The sequence below is a fragment of the Pseudomonas fluorescens Q2-87 genome (genome assembly GCF_000281895.1).
Classification (GTDB): domain Bacteria; phylum Pseudomonadota; class Gammaproteobacteria; order Pseudomonadales; family Pseudomonadaceae; genus Aquipseudomonas; species Aquipseudomonas fluorescens_S.
This window is the reverse complement of the sequence record NZ_CM001558.1, coordinates 1,253,660-1,273,916: the sequence shown is the minus strand read 5'-3', so window position 1 is coordinate 1,273,916 and position 20,257 is coordinate 1,253,660. Positions and strand designations below refer to the sequence as shown.

Here is a 20,257-nt window from a genome sequence, read left to right as displayed (position 1 = left end):
TCCAGTGATGACCTATGGATGCCATTGAAGGTGTGCTCGAAACGGGCACGACAAATCTTTTGCGGTGGTACATCGTTGTGGCGAGGGAGCTTGCTCCCGCTCGGCTGCGAAGCAGTCGCTAAACGGTTCACGCGGTGTGTCAGGTACGCTCCATTTGCTGAAATTGGGCCGCTTCGCAGCCCTGCGGGAGCAAGCTCCCTCGCCACATGAAATCAATGAGTCACCACTTCATCTCGCCTTTAGCCACCTTGGCACTGAGCTCCAGCGAACTGTCTTCGCCCAGGTTCGGGTAGCGTTTTTTCATGGCGGCGATCAGCGCAGCGGAGTCCTTGGCGCGGGCGGTCTCCTCATCGAAGGCCTTGATGTAATTGGCGGTAAATCTGACCGGGGCCAATGAGCGGTCGCTTTCGCCCAGGTAATGACCCGGAATCACCGTGACCGGTTGCAGTTTCTCGATGCCTGCCAGCGTCGCCAGCCAGTCCTTGTGGGATTGCGGCGTCTGGGTGTCAGCCATCCAGACATGAATGTTCTGCGCCACCACCACACCGCCAACGACCGACTTGATCGATGGAATCCACACGAAGCTGCGGTCCGGCTGCGGGCCGTCGAGGCCGATGATCTGCAAACGCTGGCCCTCCAGGGTCAGGCTGTCGCCCTTGAGTACCTGGGGCAGGATGGCCTTGGCCGGTGCATCGGCCTTCAGGATCGGTCCCCAATATTTCAGCTTGCCGTCCATGGTTTGCTTGATGTGCTCGACCGTCGGCGCGGACGCCAGCACCTTGGCCTCAGGGAACGCGGCGGTCAGGGTTTCCAAGCCAAAATAGTAGTCTGGATCGCCATGGCTGATGTAGATCGTGGTCAAGCGCTTGCCGCTGGCGCGGATTTTTTCCACGACTTGCGCGGCTTGGGTCTTGCCGAACTGGGCGTCCACCAGAATCGCTTCTTTTTCACCGCTGACCAGGACCGAGGTCACCGGAAAAACCGCCGCTGCGCCTGGGTTGTAGACATCCAGTGTCAGGTCGGCCGCCCAGCTATGCGCCGCGAACGCCAGGGTTGCGGTTGCCAGCAGCAGTCGCTTGAGTGAAATGAAACCGGTCATGGTGTGCTCCGTTGTCCAAAAGCCCCAAGGGAATGAAAGGGAGCTTAGTGGCGCGGCTCGTTTCAAAAAATGCGATGCTTGGACATAGTTTGTTTCTGAAACCGGGCAAATCATGGATCGTCTACAAGCAATGCAGGTGTTCGTCACAGTGGTGGATCTGGGCAGCCAGTCGGCAGCAGCCGAACACCTGGAACTCTCCCGGCCGGTGGTATCGCGGTACCTGGCGGAGCTGGAAGACTGGGTCGGCGCCCGCCTGATGCACCGCACCACCCGCAAGCTGAGCCTGACGGCCGCCGGCACGGAAATCCTGCCGCGCTGCCGACAGATGCTGGAGCTGTCCGGTGACATGCAAGCGGCTGTCGGCACACCGGACGACGCCCCCCGGGGCATGCTGCGTATCAGCGCCAGCACCTCGTTCGGCCAGGCTCAACTGGCAACCGCCATGGCTGAATACGTCACGCGCTACCCAGGCGTGAGCGTCGACCTGCAGATGCTCGACCGCACGGTGAACCTGGTGGACGAGCGCATCGACCTGGCGATCCGCATGAGCAACGACCTGGACCCGAACCTTATTGCCCGCCGTCTCACGGTCTGCCGCTCGGTGATCTGCGCGTCGCCCGGTTACCTGCGTGGACACTCGACACCACAACGGGTCGAGGACTTGAGCCAGCACAACTGCCTGACCCATTCCTACTTCGGCAAGAGCCTGTGGCATTTCGAACAGGACGGCGAACAGGTTTCGGTGCCGGTGCAGGGCAATATCAGCGCCAACGAAGCCAGCACGCTGCTGCGCGCCACCATGGCCGGCGCCGGGGTGGCGATGCTGCCCAGCTACCAGGCCGGCGCCCACATCAAGAACGGTGAACTGATCCGCCTGCTGGCCCATGCCGAGCCCCGCCAGATGAGCATGTACGCGGTGTATGCATCCCGCAGGCACATGCCGTCGGCGCTGCGCAGCATGCTGGATTTCCTGGTGCTCAAGTTTCCCGAGACGCCTGAATGGGACGTGGGGTTGTAGGCAATATCGACTGCACCGCGCCCCCTTGTGGGAGCGGGCTTGCTCGCGAAAGCGGTGTATCAGTCGATATCTGCTTTGCTGACACTACGCTTTCGCGAGCAAGCCCGCTCCCACAGAGAAGTTCGGCATATTTCTCGAGAGCTGCACCAGTTTCACCAACACCCCGGCCCAAGGCATACTTGCCACCCTTCGCACTCCAGAAGCCAAAACCGCCCCATGCGTATCCACGTCAGCTTCATCGACCGCGTCGGCATCACCCAGGAAGTCCTGGCCTTGCTCGGTGGGCGCAATCTCAACCTGGATGCGGTGGAAATGGTGCCACCCAACGTCTATATCGACGCGCCGACCCTCAGCCCGCAAGTACTGGATGAGTTGCGCGAGGCGCTGTTCAGCGTGCGTGGCGTGCAGGCGGTGACGGTGGTGGACATCCTGCCGGGCCAGCGCCGGCACTTGCAGCTCGACGCGTTGCTGGCGGCCATGACCGACCCGGTGCTGGCCCTGGACAGCGCCGGCAAGGTGTTGCTGGCCAACCCGGCGCTGATCGCCTTGTACGGTCGGGAACCCGCCGGGCAAAGCGTCGCCGAGCTGTTCGGTGACGAAGCCCTGTTGGGTGCGCTGCTGGAAAATGGTTTTCGCCTGCCGCTGCGGGAAATCACCCTCAACGGCCAGACCTTGCTGCTGGACGCCACGCCCATCACCGACGCTGGCGCCCTGCTGACGCTCTACCAGCCCAACCGCATCGGCGAACGTTTGTCGGCCCTGCACCACGATCACGCCGAAGGCTTTGATGCATTGCTGGGCGAATCCCCGGCGATTCGTACACTCAAGGCTCGGGCCCAACGGGTCGCAGCGCTGGATGCACCGCTGCTGATCCAGGGCGAAACCGGCACCGGCAAGGAGCTGGTGGCCCGTGCCTGCCACGCCATCAGCGCCCGTCATGGCGCACCGTTCCTCGCCCTGAACTGCGCCGCGCTGCCGGAAAACCTGGCCGAAAGTGAACTGTTCGGCTACGCCCCCGGCGCCTTCACTGGCGCGCAACGGGGCGGCAAGCCAGGGCTGATGGAACTGGCGAACCAGGGCACGGTGTTTCTCGATGAGATCGGCGAGATGTCGCCGTATCTGCAAGCCAAGCTGCTGCGCTTCCTGAACGATGGCAGCTTTCGCCGAGTGGGCGGTGACCGGGAAATCAAGGTCAACGTGCGCATCCTCAGCGCCACCCACCGCAACCTGGAGAAAATGGTCAGTGAAGGCTCGTTTCGCGAAGACTTGTTCTATCGCCTGAACGTGCTCAACGTCGAAGTGCCGCCGCTGCGCGAGCGCGGCCAGGACATCCTGTTGCTGGCGCGTTATTTCATGCAGCAGGCCTGTGCGCAGATCCAGCGTCCGGTCTGCCGCCTGGCCCCCGGCACCTATCCGGCGCTGTTGGGTAACCGCTGGCCGGGCAACGTGCGGCAATTGCAGAACGTGATCTTCCGCGCAGCGGCCATCTGCGAAAGCAGCCTGGTGGACATCGGCGACCTCGACATCGCCGGCACCTCCGTGGCGCGCCAAGGCGACGTGGAGGTCGAAAGCCTGGAACAGGCCGTGGAGACCTTCGAGAAAGACCTGCTCGAAACGCTTTATGCCAACTATCCCTCCACCCGCCAGCTCGCCGCCCGCCTGCAGACTTCCCACACTGCGATCGCCCATCGGTTGCGCAAGTACGGGATTTCCGGAAAGCCATAGCTTTACTCGGTCCATGTGGGAGCGGGCTTGCTCGCGAAAGCGGAGTGTCAGTCGACATCAACTTAGCTGGCACACCGTCTTCGCGAGCAAGCCCGCTCCCACAAGGGATCTGTGTCTGCCCCAAAGCCGATCAAAAACGACCTCCACCTGTACTGAAAGCGCTACAGCGGAACGATATCGATACACTCATCGCTAAGCAGCGCTGCGCAAGGCTTTGATCCCACAACGATTTTTTCCAGCCTCCCAGCTGTAGCGATTTCGCTACAGCGAAGTCGATCCAAGCTTCGACAAAACCATTCAACCGATTGATATATAAGCAATTATGAAGATTGGCCGCATTCTTGCTATGGGTATAACCATTCGGCCGGGCCAAGCCCCGTGCCTTTCATCGCGTCCACCAGACGAGTCTGGCCCCAGGAGTTTCCATGAGCGAGTTGCGTTTCACTGAAGATCACGAATGGCTGCGTGCCGAAGCCGACGGCAGCGTAACCGTGGGCATCACCGCTTTCGCCCAGAATGCACTGGGTGATGTGGTCTTCGTGCAACTGCCTGAGCTGCAGGCCTACGCCAAAGGCGCCGAAGCCTCTACCGTAGAGTCGGTCAAGGCCGCCAGCGGTGTGTACATGCCTTTGGACGGTGAAGTCCTGGAAGTGAATGACAAACTCGACGCCAGCCCGGAACTGGTCAACGAAGACCCGATGGGCGAAGGCTGGTTCTTCCGCTTTAAACCGACCGATGCCGACGCAGTGACTAAGCTGTTGGATCAAGACGCCTACGACCGCTTGATCAAAGCCAACGCCGAAGCCTGAGGAGCGCACCATGACCGTTAATCTCGGCACCGCCAACGAATTCATCGCCCGCCACATCGGCCCGCGCGCCAGCGACGAGCAAGCCATGCTCGAACGCCTGGGCTACGACTCCCTGGAAGCCCTGAGCGCCAGTGTCATCCCGGAAAGCATCAAGGGCACCAGCGTCCTGGACATGGGCGACGGCCAGAGCGAAGCCGATGCACTGGCCTCGATCAAGGCCATCGCCGCCAAGAACCAACTGTTCAAGACCTACATCGGCCAGGGCTACTACAACTGCCATACCCCGGCGCCGATCCTGCGCAACCTGCTGGAAAACCCGGCCTGGTACACCGCCTACACCCCCTACCAGCCAGAAATTTCCCAAGGCCGTCTCGAAGCACTGCTGAATTTCCAGACCCTGATCAGCGACCTCACCGGCCTGCCGATCGCCAACGCCTCGCTGCTGGACGAAGCCACGGCCGCCGCCGAAGCCATGACCTTCTGCAAGCGCCTGAGCAAGAACAAAGGCAGCAACGCTTTCTTCGCCTCGGTACATAGCCACCCGCAAACCCTCGATGTATTGCGCACCCGCGCCGAGCCCCTGGGCATCGACGTGGTGGTCGGCGACGAACGCGAACTGAGCGACGTCAGCGGCTTTTTCGGCGCGCTGCTGCAATACCCGGCCAGCAACGGTGACCTGTTCGACTATCGTGAACTGACCGAACGCTTCCACGCCGTCAACGCCCTGGTGGCGGTCGCGGCTGATTTGCTGGCCTTGACCCTGCTGACCCCGCCAGGTGAGTTCGGCGCCGACGTCGCCATTGGCAGCGCCCAACGCTTCGGCGTACCGCTGGGCTTCGGCGGTCCGCACGCGGCGTACTTCTCCACCAAGGACGCCTTCAAGCGCGACATGCCCGGCCGCCTGGTCGGTGTTTCCGTAGACCGTTTCGGCAAGCCGGCCCTGCGCCTGGCGATGCAGACCCGCGAACAACACATCCGTCGCGAAAAAGCCACGAGCAACATCTGCACCGCCCAAGTGCTGCTGGCCAATATCGCCAGCATGTACGCCGTGTATCACGGCCCCAAGGGCCTGGTGCAAATCGCCAACCGCATCCATCACCTGACCGCGATTCTCGCCAAGGGCCTGGGCGCGCTGGGCCTGAGTGTCGAGCAAGAAAGCTTCTTCGATACCCTGACCCTGCACACCGGCGCACAAACCGCCGCCCTGCACGACAAGGCCCGTGCCCAGCGCATCAACCTGCGTGTGGTGGACACTGAACGCCTGGGCTTGTCCCTGGATGAAACCACCAGCCAGGCTGACGTCGAGGCCTTGTGGAACCTGTTTGCCGAGGGCAAGGCCGTGCCTGACTTCGCCGCCCTGGCCGCCAGCGTGCAAAGCCGTATCCCGGCCGAGCTGGTGCGCCAATCGGCGATCCTCAGCCATCCGGTGTTCAACCGCTACCATTCCGAAACCGAGCTGATGCGCTACCTGCGCAAGCTCGCCGACAAGGACCTGGCCCTGGATCGCACCATGATCCCGCTGGGTTCCTGCACCATGAAGCTCAACGCCGCCAGCGAAATGATCCCGGTGACCTGGGCCGAGTTCGGCGCCCTGCACCCGTTCGCCCCGGCCGAGCAAAGCGCCGGTTATCAGCAACTGACCGACGAATTGGAGGCCATGCTCTGCGCCGCCACCGGTTATGACGCGGTGTCGCTGCAACCCAACGCCGGTTCTCAGGGCGAATACGCCGGCCTGCTGGCAATCCGCGCCTATCACCAGAGCCGTGGCGAAGACCGCCGCGACATCTGCCTGATCCCGTCCTCGGCCCACGGCACCAACCCGGCTACCGCCAACATGGCCGGGATGCGCGTGGTGGTCACCGCCTGCGATGCTCGCGGCAACGTCGACATCGAAGACCTGCGAGCCAAGGCCATCGAGCACCGCGAGCACCTCGCGGCGCTGATGATCACCTACCCGTCCACCCACGGTGTGTTCGAAGAAGGCATCCGCGAAATCTGCGGCATCATTCATGACAACGGCGGCCAGGTGTACATCGACGGCGCCAACATGAATGCCATGGTCGGCCTCTGCGCACCGGGCAAGTTCGGCGGCGACGTCTCCCACTTGAACCTGCACAAGACCTTCTGCATTCCTCACGGCGGTGGCGGCCCGGGCGTCGGCCCGATTGGCGTCAAGTCGCACCTGGCGCCGTTCCTGCCTGGCCATGCCAACATGGAACGCAAGGAAGGCGCGGTCTGCGCGGCGCCATTCGGCAGCGCCAGCATCCTGCCGATCACTTGGATGTACATCCGCATGATGGGCGGCGCCGGCCTCAAGCGCGCTTCGCAACTGGCGATCCTCAACGCCAACTACATCGCCCGTCGCCTGGAAGAGCATTACCCAGTGCTTTACTCCGGCAGCAACGGCCTGGTGGCGCACGAGTGCATTCTCGACCTGCGTCCTCTCAAGGACAGCAGCGGCATCAGCGTCGATGACGTGGCCAAGCGCCTGATCGATTTCGGCTTCCACGCCCCGACCATGTCGTTCCCGGTGGCCGGCACGTTGATGATCGAGCCGACCGAAAGCGAATCCAAGGAAGAACTGGACCGCTTCTGCGACGCCATGATCTGCATCCGCGAAGAAATCCGCGCAGTGGAAAACGGCAGCCTCGATAAAGACGACAACCCGCTGAAAAACGCCCCGCACACCGCGGCGGAACTCGTCGGCGAATGGACCCACCCCTACAGCCGCGAACAGGCGGTGTACCCGGTGGCGTCGTTGATCGAAGGTAAATACTGGCCGCCAGTGGGCCGGGTCGACAACGTGTTCGGCGACCGCAACCTGGTCTGCGCCTGCCCATCGATCGAAAGCTACGCTTGACCTGTGGAGGGGGCGGGTTTGCACGCCCTCTCAACAACACCGCATATCCCCTTGTGGGAGCGGGCTTGCTCGCGAAGGCGGTGTGTCAGCCAAGTAATATCGACTGGCACACCGCCTTCGCGAGCAAGCCCGCTCCCACATTGGATCTACGCCAAGCTCATATTCGTCGATCCTTATAAAAAGAAACCGGAGAAACACCATGTCGTTAAGCGTGTTCGACCTGTTCAAGATCGGCATCGGCCCGTCCAGCTCCCATACGGTCGGCCCGATGCGTGCCGCTGCTCGTTTCGCCGAAGGGCTGCGTCGGGACGATTTGCTCGAAACCATCACCAGCGTCAAGGTTGAGCTCTACGGCTCGCTCGGCGCCACCGGCAAAGGCCACGGCAGCGACAAGGCCGTGCTGCTGGGCCTGGAAGGTGAACACCCGGACACCGTGGACACCGAGACAGTCAACGCCCGCCTGCAGGATATTCGCAGCAACGGTCGCCTTAACCTGCTCGGCCAGCACCCCATCGAATTCAATGAAAAACTGCACCTGGCGATGATCCGCAAACCGCTGCCCTTCCACCCCAACGGTATGATTTTCCGCGCCTTCGATGCGGCGGGGCTGCAAGTGCGCAGCCGCGAGTATTACTCGGTGGGTGGCGGTTTTGTCGTGGACGAAGGCGCGGCCGGCGCCGACCGGATCGTCGAAGATGCCACGCCCCTGACCTTCCCGTTCAAAAGTGCCAAGGATTTGCTGGGCCACTGCACCACTTATGGCCTGTCCATCAGCCAAGTGATGCTGACCAACGAAAGCGCCTGGCGCCCCGAAGCCGAAACCCGCGCCGGCCTGCTGAAGATCTGGCAGGTGATGCAAGATTGCGTCGCGGCCGGATGCCGCAACGAAGGGATCCTGCCGGGCGGGCTGAAGGTCAAGCGCCGGGCCGCGGCGCTGCACCGCCAATTGTGCAAGAACCCTGAAGCCGCCCTGCGCGATCCGCTGTCGGTGCTGGACTGGGTCAACCTGTACGCCTTGGCGGTCAACGAAGAAAATGCTTATGGCGGACGCGTAGTCACCGCCCCCACCAACGGCGCGGCGGGGATCATCCCGGCCGTGCTGCATTACTACATGCGCTTCATCCCCGGTGCCAACGAGGATGGCGTGGTGCGGTTCCTGCTGACCGCCGCCGCAATCGGCATCCTGTACAAGGAAAACGCCTCCATCTCGGGTGCCGAAGTCGGTTGCCAGGGCGAAGTCGGCGTGGCCTGTTCGATGGCGGCCGGCGCCCTCTGCGAAGTGTTGGGCGGTACCGTCCAGCAAGTGGAGAACGCCGCCGAAATCGGCATGGAACACAACCTTGGCCTGACCTGCGACCCCATCGGCGGCCTGGTACAGGTGCCATGCATCGAGCGCAACGCCATGGGTTCGGTGAAAGCCATCAACGCGGTGCGCATGGCCATGCGCGGCGACGGGCATCACTTCGTCTCTCTCGACAAAGTCATCCGCACCATGCGCCAGACCGGCGCCGACATGAAAAGCAAATACAAGGAGACCGCCCGCGGCGGTCTGGCCGTCAACATCATCGAATGCTGATGCGCCCGCTTTCTTCAACATTTTCCAGGAGCTGATATGTCCACCGAACAACTGCTGAAAACCCCGCTGCATGCGCTGCACCTTGAACTCGGCGCCCGCATGGTGCCGTTCGCCGGCTATGACATGCCGGTGCAATACCCACTGGGCGTGATGAAAGAACACCAGCACACCCGCGCTCAGGCCGGACTGTTCGACGTATCCCACATGGGCCAGATCCGGTTGACCGGTGCTGAAGCTGCCAAGGCCCTGGAAACGTTGGTGCCGGTGGACATCATCGATTTGCCGGTGGGCATGCAGCGCTACGCCATGTTCACCAACGCGAACGGCGGCATCCTCGACGACCTGATGGTTGCCAACCTGGGCAACGACGAGTTGTTCCTGGTGGTCAACGCGGCTTGCAAGGATCAGGACCTGGCGCATCTGCGTGCCCACATTGGCGAGCAGTGCAGCATCGAGCCGCTGTTCGAAACCCGTGCCCTGCTGGCCCTGCAAGGCCCGGCGGCGGTCACCGTGCTGGCACGCCTGGCGCCGGACGTGGCGAAGATGACCTTCATGCAGTTCCAGCGCGTCACGCTGTTGGGCGTGGACTGCTTTGTCAGCCGTTCGGGCTACACCGGTGAAGATGGCTTTGAAATCTCCGTACCTGCCGCTGATGCGGAAAAACTCGCCCGCGCCCTGCTGGCCGAGCCGGAAGTCGCGGCCATCGGCCTCGGTGCTCGTGACTCCCTGCGCCTGGAGGCCGGCCTGTGCCTTTATGGCCACGACATGAACACCGAGACAACGCCGATCGAAGCCAGCCTGCTGTGGGCCATCTCCAAGGTGCGACGTGCCGACGGTGCTCGCGCCGGTGGTTTCCCCGGGGCTGAAACCGTATTCGCCCAACAACAGGGCGGCGTGAGCCGCAAGCGCGTCGGCCTGCTGCCCCAGGAACGTACCCCGGTGCGCGAAGGCGCCGAGATCGTCAACGAAGCGGGCGACATTATCGGAACGGTGTGCAGCGGTGGTTTCGGCCCGACTTTGGGCGGTCCGTTGGCGATGGGCTATCTGGACAGCGCCTATGTCGCGCTGGATACGCCTGTCTGGGCTGTTGTGCGTGGGAAAAAGGTGCCTTTACTTGTAAGCAAAATGCCATTCGTTCCACAACGCTACTACCGTGGTTGATTGACTGTTTCTATACGTAACGCAGTTGCGTTATACGTGCACTAATGTGTAACGCAACCGCCATAAAAAGGTGCATCTTAGACATTCATGGATGCTTATAACGATCACAACTTATTGAACTAGCCTATCGAATAAGCCCCGCCCGACAACCCCTGTAAATGGTGGCAGGCTGAGCAAATACGGGCTTCTGCGTGGGGGTTGTTTTTTCGTTGGTAGTTGGCGTAGAGTTTGATCACTGTGTTTGCATGGGTCGCTTGGAATCGTGACCTGGGCAGTAGCTAATGAAGTTCGCTACATCCCGTTCGACGTCTCTTACTTTCCTGCAACCCAGCCCCAGTACTCTTTCATGTGAAAGAGGCTGTCATCAATTTTAGCGTCAAAGGAAATAAGAAAATGTCTCAACGTCAGAGCGGTACCGTCAAGTGGTTCAACGACGAGAAGGGTTTTGGTTTTATCACTCCTGAAAGCGGTCCGGACCTGTTCGTGCATTTCCGAGCTATCCAGGGCAACGGCTTCAAGAGCCTGAAAGAAGGCCAGAAAGTCACTTTCGTTGCTGTGCAAGGCCAGAAAGGCATGCAGGCTGACGAGGTTCAAGCCGAGGCCTAAGGCTTTCGCGAACTAAAAAGCCCCTGATTGATATCAGGGGCTTTTTTATGGGCGTAAATCCGTAAAATGGCTTCTTTTTCATCCGAGGCCGTCATGCCCAAACACCTGCTCACTCCCCAAGGCGACTTTCCCCCCGTCGGCCTGGGCCGTCGCCTGGCAGCGATGTTCTATGACTTTTTACTCTGCACGGCCCTGCTGATTGTCACCAGCGGCGCCTACAAGATGATCCAGATGGCGATCATCGGTGAAGAAAAAATGCGCTCGCTCACCGAAGCCGGCGCGTTGGATGGCGACCCGCTGCTGTCCAGTGTGCTGCTGTTCGTGCTCTTCGGCTTCTTCGCCAAGTTCTGGACTCATAATGGCCAGACCCTCGGCATGCAGGTGTGGGGTGTCCGCGTACAGAACGCCGATGGCACCGCCATCAGCCTGTGGCAGGCGCTGCTGCGATTCGTCGTGTCGATTGCGTCGTTGCTGCTGCTGGGGCTGGGCTTTATCTGGGCGCTGTTCGATAAGCGCAAGCGCAGCTGGCATGACATCTATTCGGATACGCAGCTGGTGCGGATTCCGAAGAAGACCAAGTAAGAACGCACCACAAGCCCCGTGGCGAGGGAGCTTGCTCCCGCTCGACTGCGCAGCAGTCGTGGATGGCTTGTGTGGTTTATTTTAAGGTATCGGGCGCTGACAAGAGGGGCTGCTTCGCAGCCCAGCGGGAGCAAGCTCCCTCGCCACGGAAAGCCCCGCAAGTCTCAAGACCTCGACAATCAGGCATTTCCCGCCAGCTTCATCCGCGCCGCCTGGGTGAAGTCCAGCATGCGCTTGAGCGGGCGAATCGCCTGGGGGACCAGCGCCGGGTCGACAAAGATTTCGTTGGTGCCCGCCTGAAGACTCTTGAGCATCCGCTCCAGGGTATTCATCGCCATCCATGGGCAGTGTGCGCAACTGCGGCAGGCCGCGCCGTTGCCGGCGGTGGGGGCTTCGATGAAGACTTTGTCCGGGCACAGCTGCTGCATCTTGTAGAAAATGCCGCGGTCAGTGGCGACGATCAGTGTCTTGTTCGGCAGGCTCTGGGCCGCGGCGATCAACTGGCTGGTGGAGCCCACGGCATCCGCCAGCTCGATCACCGAGGTCGGCGACTCAGGATGCACCAGGATCGCGGCGTCCGGGTACAGGGCTTTCATGTCCTCCAACTGCTTGGACTTGAACTCTTCATGGACGATGCAGGCACCGTCCCAGAGCAGCATGTCGGCACCGGTCTGGCGCTGGATGTAGGTGCCCAAGTGCTTGTCCGGGCCCCAGATGATCGTCTCGCCGTTGTCCATCAGGCTCTCGACGATTTCCAGCGCACAGCTGGACGTCACCACCCAGTCGGCCCGGGCTTTGACCGCTGCCGAGGTGTTGGCGTACACCACCACGGTGCGCTCCGGATGCTGGTCGCAGAACGCCGAGAACTCGTCCACCGGGCAACCCAGGTCCAGGGAGCAAGTGGCTTCCAGGGTGGGCATCAGCACGCGTTTTTCAGGGTTGAGGATCTTGGCGGTCTCACCCATGAACTTGACCCCGGCCACCACCACCGTCTTGGCCGGATGGGCATTGCCGAAGCGAGCCATCTCCAGGGAGTCGGATACGCAGCCACCGGTCTCTTCGGCCAGGGCCTGGATGATCGGGTCGCAATAGAAATGCGCGACCAGCACCGCGTCCTGAGCCTTGAGCTCAGCGGCGATGGCGGCGCGATACCAGGCCTCCTGTTCGGCAGTCAGCGGCTTGGGCTGCTTGGCGTCGAGGTGGGCTTGAACCAGAAGACGTTCGGAAATTTGCGTCATGTTCGCAAGACCTGCAAGCGCGTATTGCGCGAAAGTCGAGTATACACCCGGCTCCGGACCACTCGGGTACCGCCGGGAAAGTGGGTATCAATCAGGCACGGACTGCGTGAAGCCGGCAAGGCTACAGGTTATCCCACCGTTGCAAAAGATCATTCTGACCTGCGCCCGCCCAAGCACCGGACGCGTTCCCCCGTGGCGAGGGAGCTTGCTCCCGCTGGGCTGCGAAGCAGCCCCAAAATGGCCGGTTCAACATCGATCACCCCACTTGCGCGCCCCTTCAAGCTGACTGAAATGTAATCACTCGCCCCGCTCGCCTGTGTCATCTTTTCGTTCAAACCTGCCCAGGGAATTTGCCCTGGGCACGTAGCGAATCGACTGACGGACTTCCATCGCATGCAAACAAAGACTTCCCGGCGAACCTTCGTCAAAGGCCTGACCGCCGCCGGTATCCTGGGCGGCCTGGGACTGTGGCGCGCGCCTGTCTGGGCGGTCGCCGGCCCCGGCCAGCCCAACGTGCTGACAGGCACTGAATTCGACCTGTTCATCGGCGAAAGCCCGGTCAATTTCACCGGCAACCCGCGCACCGCACAGACCATCAATGGCGGCGTCCCCGGCCCGCTGCTGCGCTGGCGTGAAGGCGACACCGTGACCTTGCGGGTGCGCAATCGCCTGAAGGACACCACGTCCATCCATTGGCACGGTATTTTGCTGCCAGCCAACATGGACGGCGTTCCGGGGCTGAGCTTCAAGGGCATCGAGCCCGATGGCATGTACGTCTACCAATTCAAGGTCCGGCAGAACGGCACTTACTGGTACCACAGCCATTCCGGTTTCCAGGAGCAATCCGGGGTCTACGGCCCGTTGGTGATCGACGCCAGGGAACCCGAGCCTTTCCAGTACGAACGGGACTACGTGGTGATGCTCACCGATTGGACCGACGAGGACCCCGGCGACGTCATTCGCAAGCTCAAGAAACAGTCGGACTACTACAACTACAACAAACGCACCGTCGGCGATTTCATTGACGATGTGAGCAAGAACGGCTGGGCCGCCACCGTGGCCGATCGCAAGATGTGGGCGCAAATGAAGATGAATCCCACGGACCTGGCCGATGTCAGCGGTGCCACCTACACCTATCTCATGAACGGCCAGGCGCCGGACATGAATTGGACCGGCTTGTTCAAGCCAGGTGAACGCATCCGCCTGCGCTTCATCAATGGCTCCTCCATGAGCTATTTCGACGTCCGCATCCCTGGCCTGAAAATGACGGTCGTGGCCTCCGATGGCCAATACGTCAAGCCGGTGAGCGTCGATGAATTTCGAATTGCCGTGGCTGAAACCTACGATGTCATCGTCGAGCCCACCGCAGAGGCCTATACCCTGTTCGCCCAATCCATGGACCGCACCGGGTATGCCCGCGGCACGCTCGCAACCAGGGCCGGGTTGTCGGCACCAGTGCCGCCCCTCGACCCTCGGCCACTGGTGACCATGGAAGACATGGGCATGGGCGGCATGGATCACGGCGGAATGAGCGGCATGGGCGACATGAAAGGCATGGACCACGGGTGGATGGCGGGCATGGCGGGAATGGATCAGGGCCAGATGCAAGGCATGGACGATGGCGACATGCAGGGCATGGATGACATGGCCGGCATGGACCATGGCGCCATGTCAGGTATGGGCGGAATGCAGGCCCATCCCGAATCGGAGAAAGACAACCCGCTGGTGGACATGCAGGCCATGAGCGTCAAGCCCAAGCTGGACGACCCCGGTATCGGCCTGCGGAATAACGGTCGCAGGGTGCTGACCTATTCGGACCTGCGTAGCACCTTTGCCGACCCGGACGGACGGGAACCGGGCCGCACCATCGAACTGCATCTGACCGGGCACATGGAGAAATTCGTCTGGTCGTTCAACGGCGTGAAGTTCTCCGATGCCGCACCGCTGCTGCTCAAGTATGGCGAACGCCTGCGCATCGTACTGATCAACGACACCATGATGACCCACCCCATCCACCTGCACGGCATGTGGAGTGATCTGGAGGACGAAAACGGTCAGTTCATGGTGCGCAAACACACCATCGACGTGCCACCGGGCTCGCGACGCAGTTACCGAGTCACCGCGGACGCCCTCGGGCGCTGGGCGTATCACTGCCATCTGCTGTACCACATGGAAATGGGCATGTTCCGTGAAGTCCGGGTGCAGGAATGAGGAGCCGACCATGACCACTGTTTTTCAATACCCCATGGCACTCATTGCCAGCCTTGCCCTCGGCGTCACCGCCCCGGCCTGGGCGGCAAGCAACGATATACAAGGCATGGATCACAGCCAGATGCCGGGAATGGATCACAGCCAGATGCAAGGCATGGACTCGATGCAGGGCATGGAACCCATGCAATCGGCGCCCACCATCAGCCGCACGCCGATTCCCGCGCTGACCGCCGCCGACCGCGCCGCCGTCTATGACGATCACGGCGGGCATGCGGTGCACGACAGCGCCGTCAATTCATTCTTCCTGATGGACCAACTGGAGTGGCAAGACGCCGACGACGGCAGCGCCCTGAGCTGGGATGCGTCGGGCTGGATCGGCGGCGATATCGACCGTTTATGGCTGCGCTCCGAAGGCGAACGCCTCAATGGCAAGACTGAAAAGGCCGAACTCCAGGCCCTGTGGGGCCACGCCATCAGCCCTTGGTGGGATGTGGTGGCCGGGGTTCGCCAGGACTTCAAGCCGGGCGATTCGCAAACCTGGGCCGCCTTCGGCCTGCAGGGCCTGGCGTTGTACAACTTCGAAGCCGAGGCCACCGCCTTCATCGGCGAAGACGGACAGAGCGCGGCGCGCCTGGAAGGGGATTACGACATCTTGTTGACCAACCGCTTGATTCTGCAGCCCACCGCCGAAGCCAATTTCTATGGCAAGAACGATCCGGGCCGCGGCGTCGGTTCGGGGCTGTCGGACACCGAAGTGGGCCTGCGGTTGCGTTATGAAATACGCCGTGAGTTCGCACCGTACATCGGCGTCACCTGGAACCGTGTCTACGGCAACACTGCCGACTACGTCCGGGACGAAGGCGAGGACCGCAGCGAAGCACGCCTGGTCCTGGGCCTGCGCCTGTGGTTCTGACCCGCTGATCTGTTTCACTAAAACTAAAAACCAAGCTGTAGGAGTCCTTGCATGTCATACATCAAAACCGCTGTCGCCTTGTCCGTCGGCCTGTTGTTCAGTGGCCTGGCCCAGGCCCATCCAAAACTGCTGTCCTCCACTCCTGCCGAAGGTGCGGAGGGCGCGGCGCCGGCAAAAATCGAGCTGCACTTTTCCGAGAACCTGATGACCAAATTCTCCGGCGCCAAGCTGCTGATGACCGAGATGCCCGGCATGTCGGCGCATTCGCCGATGCCCATGCCAGCAAAGGTTTCCGGTAGCGATGATCCGAAAACCATGGTCATTAGCCCGAACGCCCCCCTCGCTGCCGGCACCTATCAAGTCCAGTGGCGCGCGGTGTCATCCGACACCCACCCGATCACCGGCAACGTCACGTTCAAGGTGAAATGAGTTGATGAGCGACTCGATCAACATCGCGCTGCGTTTTGCGCTGTACCTGGATTTGATGTTGTTGTTCGGCCTGGCTGCGTTCGGTCTCTATAGCCTGCGAGGCCAAGAGCGGGTGTCAGGCGCGCAGTTGCCTTTCGTACCGCTGTTGGGGACTACGGCGATGCTTGGCGGGTTGTTCTCCCTGGCTGCCATGGCCTGCATGGCCTGGGCCATGAGCGGTGTCTCGGACTGGGCCGAGTTGTGGCCGCACATTGAAATGATGGTATTCGAGACGGATGTCGGCCTGAGTTGGACGCTGCGCATAGCGGTGCTGTTCCTGGCCGGGGTCGCCGTGACGCTCAATCGACGCTGGCCGACCGCCAGCCTCGGCCTGGTCATGCTGGGCGGGGCCGTGGCCTTGGCGACGCTGGCCTGGGCAGGACACGGCGCCATGGACGAAGGCACCCCTCGTAGCTGGCACTTCATCACCGACTTCCTGCATCTGTGGGCAGCGGGCGCTTGGGTCGGGGCCCTGGCCGCGTTTGCCCTGCTGCTTCGCCAGGCCAAGCCCCAACTGCCGGTACTGGCTCGGACGCTGACCGGATTTGAAACCGCCGGGGCGGTGATTGTGGCAGTCATTAGCGTGACAGGGGTGGTGAATTATCTGTTCATCGTCGGCCCAAGCGTCGAAGGGCTGCTCGACAGCCGCTACGGTCAGTTGCTGGCGCTCAAACTCGTCCTGTTCGCGGCCATGCTGGTGTTCGCCGCGCTGAACCGCTTTCATCTGAGCCCACTCCTGGAGAAAGCCCGACAGACCGGTGAACACAACGTCGCGGTGAATGCGCTGAGGCGCAGCATGGTGCTGGAGTTCTCCGTGGCGGTGATCGTCCTGGGGTTGGTGGCTTGGTTGGGGACGCTGAGCCCGGAGATGGAATAGGAAGCTGCGGGCTGCTTGTGGCGAGGGAGCTTGCTCCCTCTTCACACAAGTTCCTGAACCTTGATTGATTGAGTACGGTATTTAATTTTTCAATATTCCCCGCCAGTTTTCAGTTTGCCCATGACAAGCCGCACCCGCCTAAATGACGCTTTGTCAAGCCAAGGCCCTGTCATGGAAAACGTTAAAACTTCAAGCACCCATGCCGTCTGGCTGATGGTGAGCATCGTGCTGGTGGCGCTCAACTTGCGCCCCTCAATGGCGGCGGTGGGGCCGTTGTTGTCAGCCATTCGCGGCGAGGTGCCCCTCAGCTTCAGCACCGCCTCGCTGCTGACCATGCTGCCGGTCATGGCGATGGGCCTGGCGATGTTCCTGGGCATGCGCATCGCCCTGCGCATCGGCGAACACCGCACCATCGTACTGTCGCTGTTGATCATCGGCATCGCCACCGCGTCGCGCCTGTACCTGGACAGTGCCGCCGAGCTGATCATCAGTGCGGTGTTGGCCGGGATCGGCATCGCCCTGATCCAGGCGGTGATGCCGGCGCTGATCAAATCGCGCTTCTCCAATAACGTTTCATTGCTCATGGGGTTGTACGTCACGTCGATCATGGGAGGCGCTGCCATTGCCGCGTCCTTCTCACCCTTCGTCCTGGCACAGACCGGCAGCTGGCGCATCGGCCTGGCGATCTGGGCGCTGCTGGCGCTGGTCGCACTGGGTTGCTGGTACGCTCAGCGTTCGGCCGTCACGCCCTTGCCCGACGCACCGACACGGCAGCAGGAATCGTTCTTCGCCAACGGCCGGGCCCGGTTGCTGGCGATCTTTTTCGGCCTGGGTACCGCCTCCTACACCTGCGTGTTGGCCTGGTTGGCACCGTACTACGTGGAGAAAGGCTGGAGCGAACAGCACGCCGGCTTAATCCTGGGGTTTCTCACAGCGATGGAAGTATTATCCGGCCTGCTCACCCCGGCGATTGCCAACCGCAGCCAGGACAAGCGCCTGGTGCTGGCTGTGTTGCTGGCCCTGATCATCGGCGGCTTTTGCGGCCTGATCCTCAGCCCGGAACGCTTCAGCCTGCTATGGCCCTGCCTGCTGGGGCTGGGCATCGGTGGCCTGTTCCCAATGAGCCTGATCGTGTCCCTCGATCACTTGGACAACCCCCGCCGGGCCGGCAGCCTCACCGCGTACGTGCAGGGTATCGGCTACCTTATTGCCGGGCTCTCGCCGTTGATTGCCGGGATGATCCGCGATCAATTGGGGAGTTTCGAGTGGGCTTGGTGGTCGCTCACGGCGGTCATGGGGCTGATGATGGTGATGGTGTTGCGCTTGGACCCAAAACATTACGAACAGCACATCCGCTAAACCTATGGATCGAATATTTGGCGGCTGCGACTTGGCGTTACTATACCTGCCGGGAATTTTACCTCGTAAGGGAGCTACGCCTTGTCCGCTACACCTGACAGAACCTTCAACGAAGTGTTCAAGCACACCGCCAAACGCATTCTTTCCTATTGGACCCAGATCACAGTGAGCTTAGGCCTGTTCGCAACAGGGTTAGGGTTCACCACACTGTATCTTTATACCCGTACGATTGGACGAATCGACCTATTCCTGCCATCCATTGATGTGAAGTCCGCATTGTTGGTCTGGGTAGTCCTGGTCCTGTTGCTAATGCTTTCGTATCTATTCATCCTGGGCGCAACAACGTGGATGTTCGGTTGCTCGGTTTCGCTGTTTTCAAACATGAAGGACAACCAACCGAAAATTGTCTTCTATTTGATGCTCCCCACTGTTGTCGGCTTTAGTTCATTCATCTGGGCGACCTTCTTTTGGTCAAAATTGAATGCCTGGGTAACATTTTCAGGATTATTCCTGATCGTCTTCGTTGCGTGCTTTCTCATGTACGCACTCACGCCCTTCAAAAGAATCATCAAGAAAAGCATAGTTGTCCAAGCCAGGTTAAATCGAACTCGCTTGAAGCGTTTGGCGACCCATCAACCAGCAAAGCGAAAAAGACGACAAACGCATAAGACTGCCCGCCCCCCAAGTGCTCGCCAGCAAAAATGGCGCACCCGTTGGCAGGCAATCAAAAACAAGATAACTCCAGCGTGGCGCAGGGTAAAAGGAGCATGGCAGCGGCGACTGTCGTGGATACTCGCTCGTCAGGAATTCTGGCTCGTCACCTTGCTCTCGATCTCCATCTTTGTCACCGTTATCTTCGCAGCCTTCCCAATACTGTTGACGATACGTTCATATATGGAGAAGGAAACCTCGGACACCGTCCCCTACGTGGCGGGTATGTCCTGGCTGACACTCATTTTTACCCTACTACCGGTCGTCATATTTTATTGCTTCAAGGGGGATATCTACAGCCGTACCTCCAAGGGCCTGGTGGCGATGATATTCGCCTTTGGCGCCTTCACATTGATTTCGCCAGGCAGTTTGAGCCAGATAACCTACATTGCAGCGGGAGGTTTATCAGTTCGCCAAAAAACGACTGAGCGATACGCCTTGCCAGAAGATATAAAGCTGCAGGACCTGAGCGCAACCATGTGGAAAACGCGCCAAGTCACTTCGCAAAAAATAGACGTCGAGGCGTTCCAGTTGTATTCCTTTGGCGACGTACTGTTACTGTGCCCAAACGATATGCTGTCCCTTGAACTCAAAGAACTTAAGAACTACTCGAAGTTCTGTATCAGCACGCTCAATAGCAAAGTTGTACGAAAGCCCCGGCTGCTCGCATTTGCCTCGCGACCACAGAGCGAATGGATCTGTCGGGTGCCTTCATGGCGGATCCTTGCAGGACGCTGGCTAGGGTGGGAAGCGCTGGGTCCGGGAATTTACCGCTCCGCTTCGGGCGAGAAAAAAGGCTGATAGCCCATCAAGCCATGAGCGTATGCCCCTTCGACTCCATTCCCCGCCCCTTGGGCGGGACCGGTTTATTCCAGACAAAAAAAAACCCGGAAATCCTCACTTACGTGGGCCTTCCGGATTTTCTAAACTGCTAAAAATGGTGGGTCGTGTGGGATTCGAACCTACGACCAATTGGTTAAAAGCCAACTGCTCTACCAACTGAGCTAACGACCCGCTGTGTGGTGGCGCGTATAATACTGATTT

General features: G+C 60.8%; 16 protein-coding genes and 1 tRNA gene. 14 read left to right on the top strand and 3 right to left on the bottom strand.

Going from position 1 to position 20,257, the window contains the following annotated elements; genetic code table 11:
- Positions 1-220: 220 nt before the first annotated feature.
- Positions 221-1,099, bottom strand: a complete 879-nt coding sequence (locus tag PFLQ2_RS21930; RefSeq protein WP_003178668.1) for an MBL fold metallo-hydrolase — start codon at positions 1,097-1,099, stop codon at positions 221-223.
- 112 nt (positions 1,100-1,211) lie between these two features.
- Between PFLQ2_RS21930 and PFLQ2_RS21935 the strand changes: the two genes are divergently transcribed.
- From PFLQ2_RS21935 to PFLQ2_RS21970, 8 genes are all read left to right on the top strand, one after another.
- Positions 1,212-2,117: a LysR family transcriptional regulator gene (locus PFLQ2_RS21935; protein WP_003178666.1), complete on the top strand. Its 906-nt coding sequence runs from the start codon at positions 1,212-1,214 to the stop codon at positions 2,115-2,117.
- Between the two features lie 216 nt (positions 2,118-2,333).
- On the top strand, positions 2,334-3,842 hold the full coding sequence (locus PFLQ2_RS21940) for a sigma-54-dependent transcriptional regulator (protein ID WP_003178664.1): 1,509 nt from the start codon (positions 2,334-2,336) through the stop codon (positions 3,840-3,842).
- Positions 3,843-4,267: 425 nt separating this feature from the next.
- Complete coding sequence (gene gcvH / locus PFLQ2_RS21945) at positions 4,268-4,651, top strand: glycine cleavage system protein GcvH (protein WP_003178662.1); 384 nt, start codon at positions 4,268-4,270, stop codon at positions 4,649-4,651.
- A gap of 10 nt (positions 4,652-4,661) precedes the next feature.
- Complete coding sequence (gcvP, locus tag PFLQ2_RS21950) at positions 4,662-7,511, top strand: aminomethyl-transferring glycine dehydrogenase (RefSeq protein ID WP_003178660.1); 2,850 nt, start codon at positions 4,662-4,664, stop codon at positions 7,509-7,511.
- A gap of 199 nt (positions 7,512-7,710) precedes the next feature.
- Positions 7,711-9,087, top strand: coding sequence for an L-serine ammonia-lyase (locus PFLQ2_RS21955; RefSeq protein WP_003178659.1), 1,377 nt, complete (start codon positions 7,711-7,713; stop codon positions 9,085-9,087).
- Between the two features lie 36 nt (positions 9,088-9,123).
- Positions 9,124-10,248, top strand: a complete 1,125-nt coding sequence (gene gcvT, locus PFLQ2_RS21960; protein ID WP_003178657.1) for a glycine cleavage system aminomethyltransferase GcvT — start codon at positions 9,124-9,126, stop codon at positions 10,246-10,248.
- 393 nt (positions 10,249-10,641) lie between these two features.
- Positions 10,642-10,854, top strand: a complete 213-nt coding sequence (locus PFLQ2_RS21965) for a cold-shock protein (RefSeq protein ID WP_003175786.1) — start codon at positions 10,642-10,644, stop codon at positions 10,852-10,854.
- A 93-nt stretch (positions 10,855-10,947) separates the two neighbouring features.
- Entirely contained in the window at positions 10,948-11,436 is a 489-nt protein-coding gene (locus tag PFLQ2_RS21970; RefSeq protein WP_003178654.1) for an RDD family protein, read from the top strand.
- A gap of 179 nt (positions 11,437-11,615) precedes the next feature.
- Here PFLQ2_RS21970 and nadA read toward each other — a convergent pair whose 3' ends face one another.
- Positions 11,616-12,674: a quinolinate synthase NadA gene (gene nadA / locus PFLQ2_RS21975; protein WP_003178652.1), complete on the bottom strand. Its 1,059-nt coding sequence runs from the start codon at positions 12,672-12,674 to the stop codon at positions 11,616-11,618.
- 393 nt (positions 12,675-13,067) lie between these two features.
- Between nadA and PFLQ2_RS21980 the strand changes: the two genes are divergently transcribed.
- The 6 genes from PFLQ2_RS21980 to PFLQ2_RS22005 all read left to right on the top strand — a co-directional run bounded on the left by PFLQ2_RS21980 (position 13,068) and on the right by PFLQ2_RS22005 (position 20,014).
- The gene (locus tag PFLQ2_RS21980) at positions 13,068-14,885 is read left to right on the top strand and encodes a copper resistance system multicopper oxidase (protein WP_003178650.1); all 1,818 of its coding nucleotides are present in this window, start codon (positions 13,068-13,070) and stop codon (positions 14,883-14,885) included.
- Between the two features lie 10 nt (positions 14,886-14,895).
- Entirely contained in the window at positions 14,896-15,798 is a 903-nt protein-coding gene (locus PFLQ2_RS21985) for a copper resistance protein B (protein WP_003178648.1), read from the top strand.
- 51 nt (positions 15,799-15,849) lie between these two features.
- Positions 15,850-16,227, top strand: coding sequence for a copper homeostasis periplasmic binding protein CopC (gene copC, locus PFLQ2_RS21990; protein WP_003178647.1), 378 nt, complete (start codon positions 15,850-15,852; stop codon positions 16,225-16,227).
- A gap of 4 nt (positions 16,228-16,231) precedes the next feature.
- The gene (copD, locus tag PFLQ2_RS21995; protein ID WP_003178645.1) at positions 16,232-17,143 is read left to right on the top strand and encodes a copper homeostasis membrane protein CopD; all 912 of its coding nucleotides are present in this window, start codon (positions 16,232-16,234) and stop codon (positions 17,141-17,143) included.
- A gap of 171 nt (positions 17,144-17,314) precedes the next feature.
- Positions 17,315-18,502, top strand: a complete 1,188-nt coding sequence (locus tag PFLQ2_RS22000) for a cyanate transporter (protein ID WP_003178643.1) — start codon at positions 17,315-17,317, stop codon at positions 18,500-18,502.
- An 81-nt stretch (positions 18,503-18,583) separates the two neighbouring features.
- A complete protein-coding gene (locus tag PFLQ2_RS22005) occupies positions 18,584-20,014 on the top strand; it encodes a hypothetical protein (RefSeq protein ID WP_003178640.1) in 1,431 nt (476 codons plus the stop codon).
- Between the two features lie 137 nt (positions 20,015-20,151).
- Here the strand turns inward: PFLQ2_RS22005 and PFLQ2_RS22010 are convergent.
- Positions 20,152-20,227, bottom strand: a tRNA-Lys gene (locus PFLQ2_RS22010).
- Positions 20,228-20,257: the final 30 nt, after the last annotated feature.

What these genes read in the sequence shown, in the direction of transcription:
- gcvH (WP_003178662.1), top strand. Translation starts at nt 4,268, where the DNA reads ATGAGCGAGTTGCGTTTCACTGAAGATCACGAATGGCTGCGTGCCGAA.
- PFLQ2_RS21965 (WP_003175786.1), top strand. Translation starts at nt 10,642, where the DNA reads ATGTCTCAACGTCAGAGCGGTACCGTCAAGTGGTTCAACGACGAGAAG.
- gcvT (WP_003178657.1), top strand. Translation starts at nt 9,124, where the DNA reads ATGTCCACCGAACAACTGCTGAAAACCCCGCTGCATGCGCTGCACCTT.
- copD (WP_003178645.1), top strand. Translation starts at nt 16,232, where the DNA reads ATGAGCGACTCGATCAACATCGCGCTGCGTTTTGCGCTGTACCTGGAT.
- nadA (WP_003178652.1), bottom strand. Translation starts at nt 12,674, where the DNA reads ATGACGCAAATTTCCGAACGTCTTCTGGTTCAAGCCCACCTCGACGCC.
- gcvP (WP_003178660.1), top strand. Translation starts at nt 4,662, where the DNA reads ATGACCGTTAATCTCGGCACCGCCAACGAATTCATCGCCCGCCACATC.
- PFLQ2_RS21940 (WP_003178664.1), top strand. Translation starts at nt 2,334, where the DNA reads ATGCGTATCCACGTCAGCTTCATCGACCGCGTCGGCATCACCCAGGAA.
- copC (WP_003178647.1), top strand. Translation starts at nt 15,850, where the DNA reads ATGTCATACATCAAAACCGCTGTCGCCTTGTCCGTCGGCCTGTTGTTC.
- PFLQ2_RS21930 (WP_003178668.1), bottom strand. Translation starts at nt 1,099, where the DNA reads ATGACCGGTTTCATTTCACTCAAGCGACTGCTGCTGGCAACCGCAACC.
- PFLQ2_RS21935 (WP_003178666.1), top strand. Translation starts at nt 1,212, where the DNA reads ATGGATCGTCTACAAGCAATGCAGGTGTTCGTCACAGTGGTGGATCTG.
- PFLQ2_RS21985 (WP_003178648.1), top strand. Translation starts at nt 14,896, where the DNA reads ATGACCACTGTTTTTCAATACCCCATGGCACTCATTGCCAGCCTTGCC.
- PFLQ2_RS21980 (WP_003178650.1), top strand. Translation starts at nt 13,068, where the DNA reads ATGCAAACAAAGACTTCCCGGCGAACCTTCGTCAAAGGCCTGACCGCC.
- PFLQ2_RS22000 (WP_003178643.1), top strand. Translation starts at nt 17,315, where the DNA reads ATGGAAAACGTTAAAACTTCAAGCACCCATGCCGTCTGGCTGATGGTG.
- PFLQ2_RS21970 (WP_003178654.1), top strand. Translation starts at nt 10,948, where the DNA reads ATGCCCAAACACCTGCTCACTCCCCAAGGCGACTTTCCCCCCGTCGGC.
- PFLQ2_RS21955 (WP_003178659.1), top strand. Translation starts at nt 7,711, where the DNA reads ATGTCGTTAAGCGTGTTCGACCTGTTCAAGATCGGCATCGGCCCGTCC.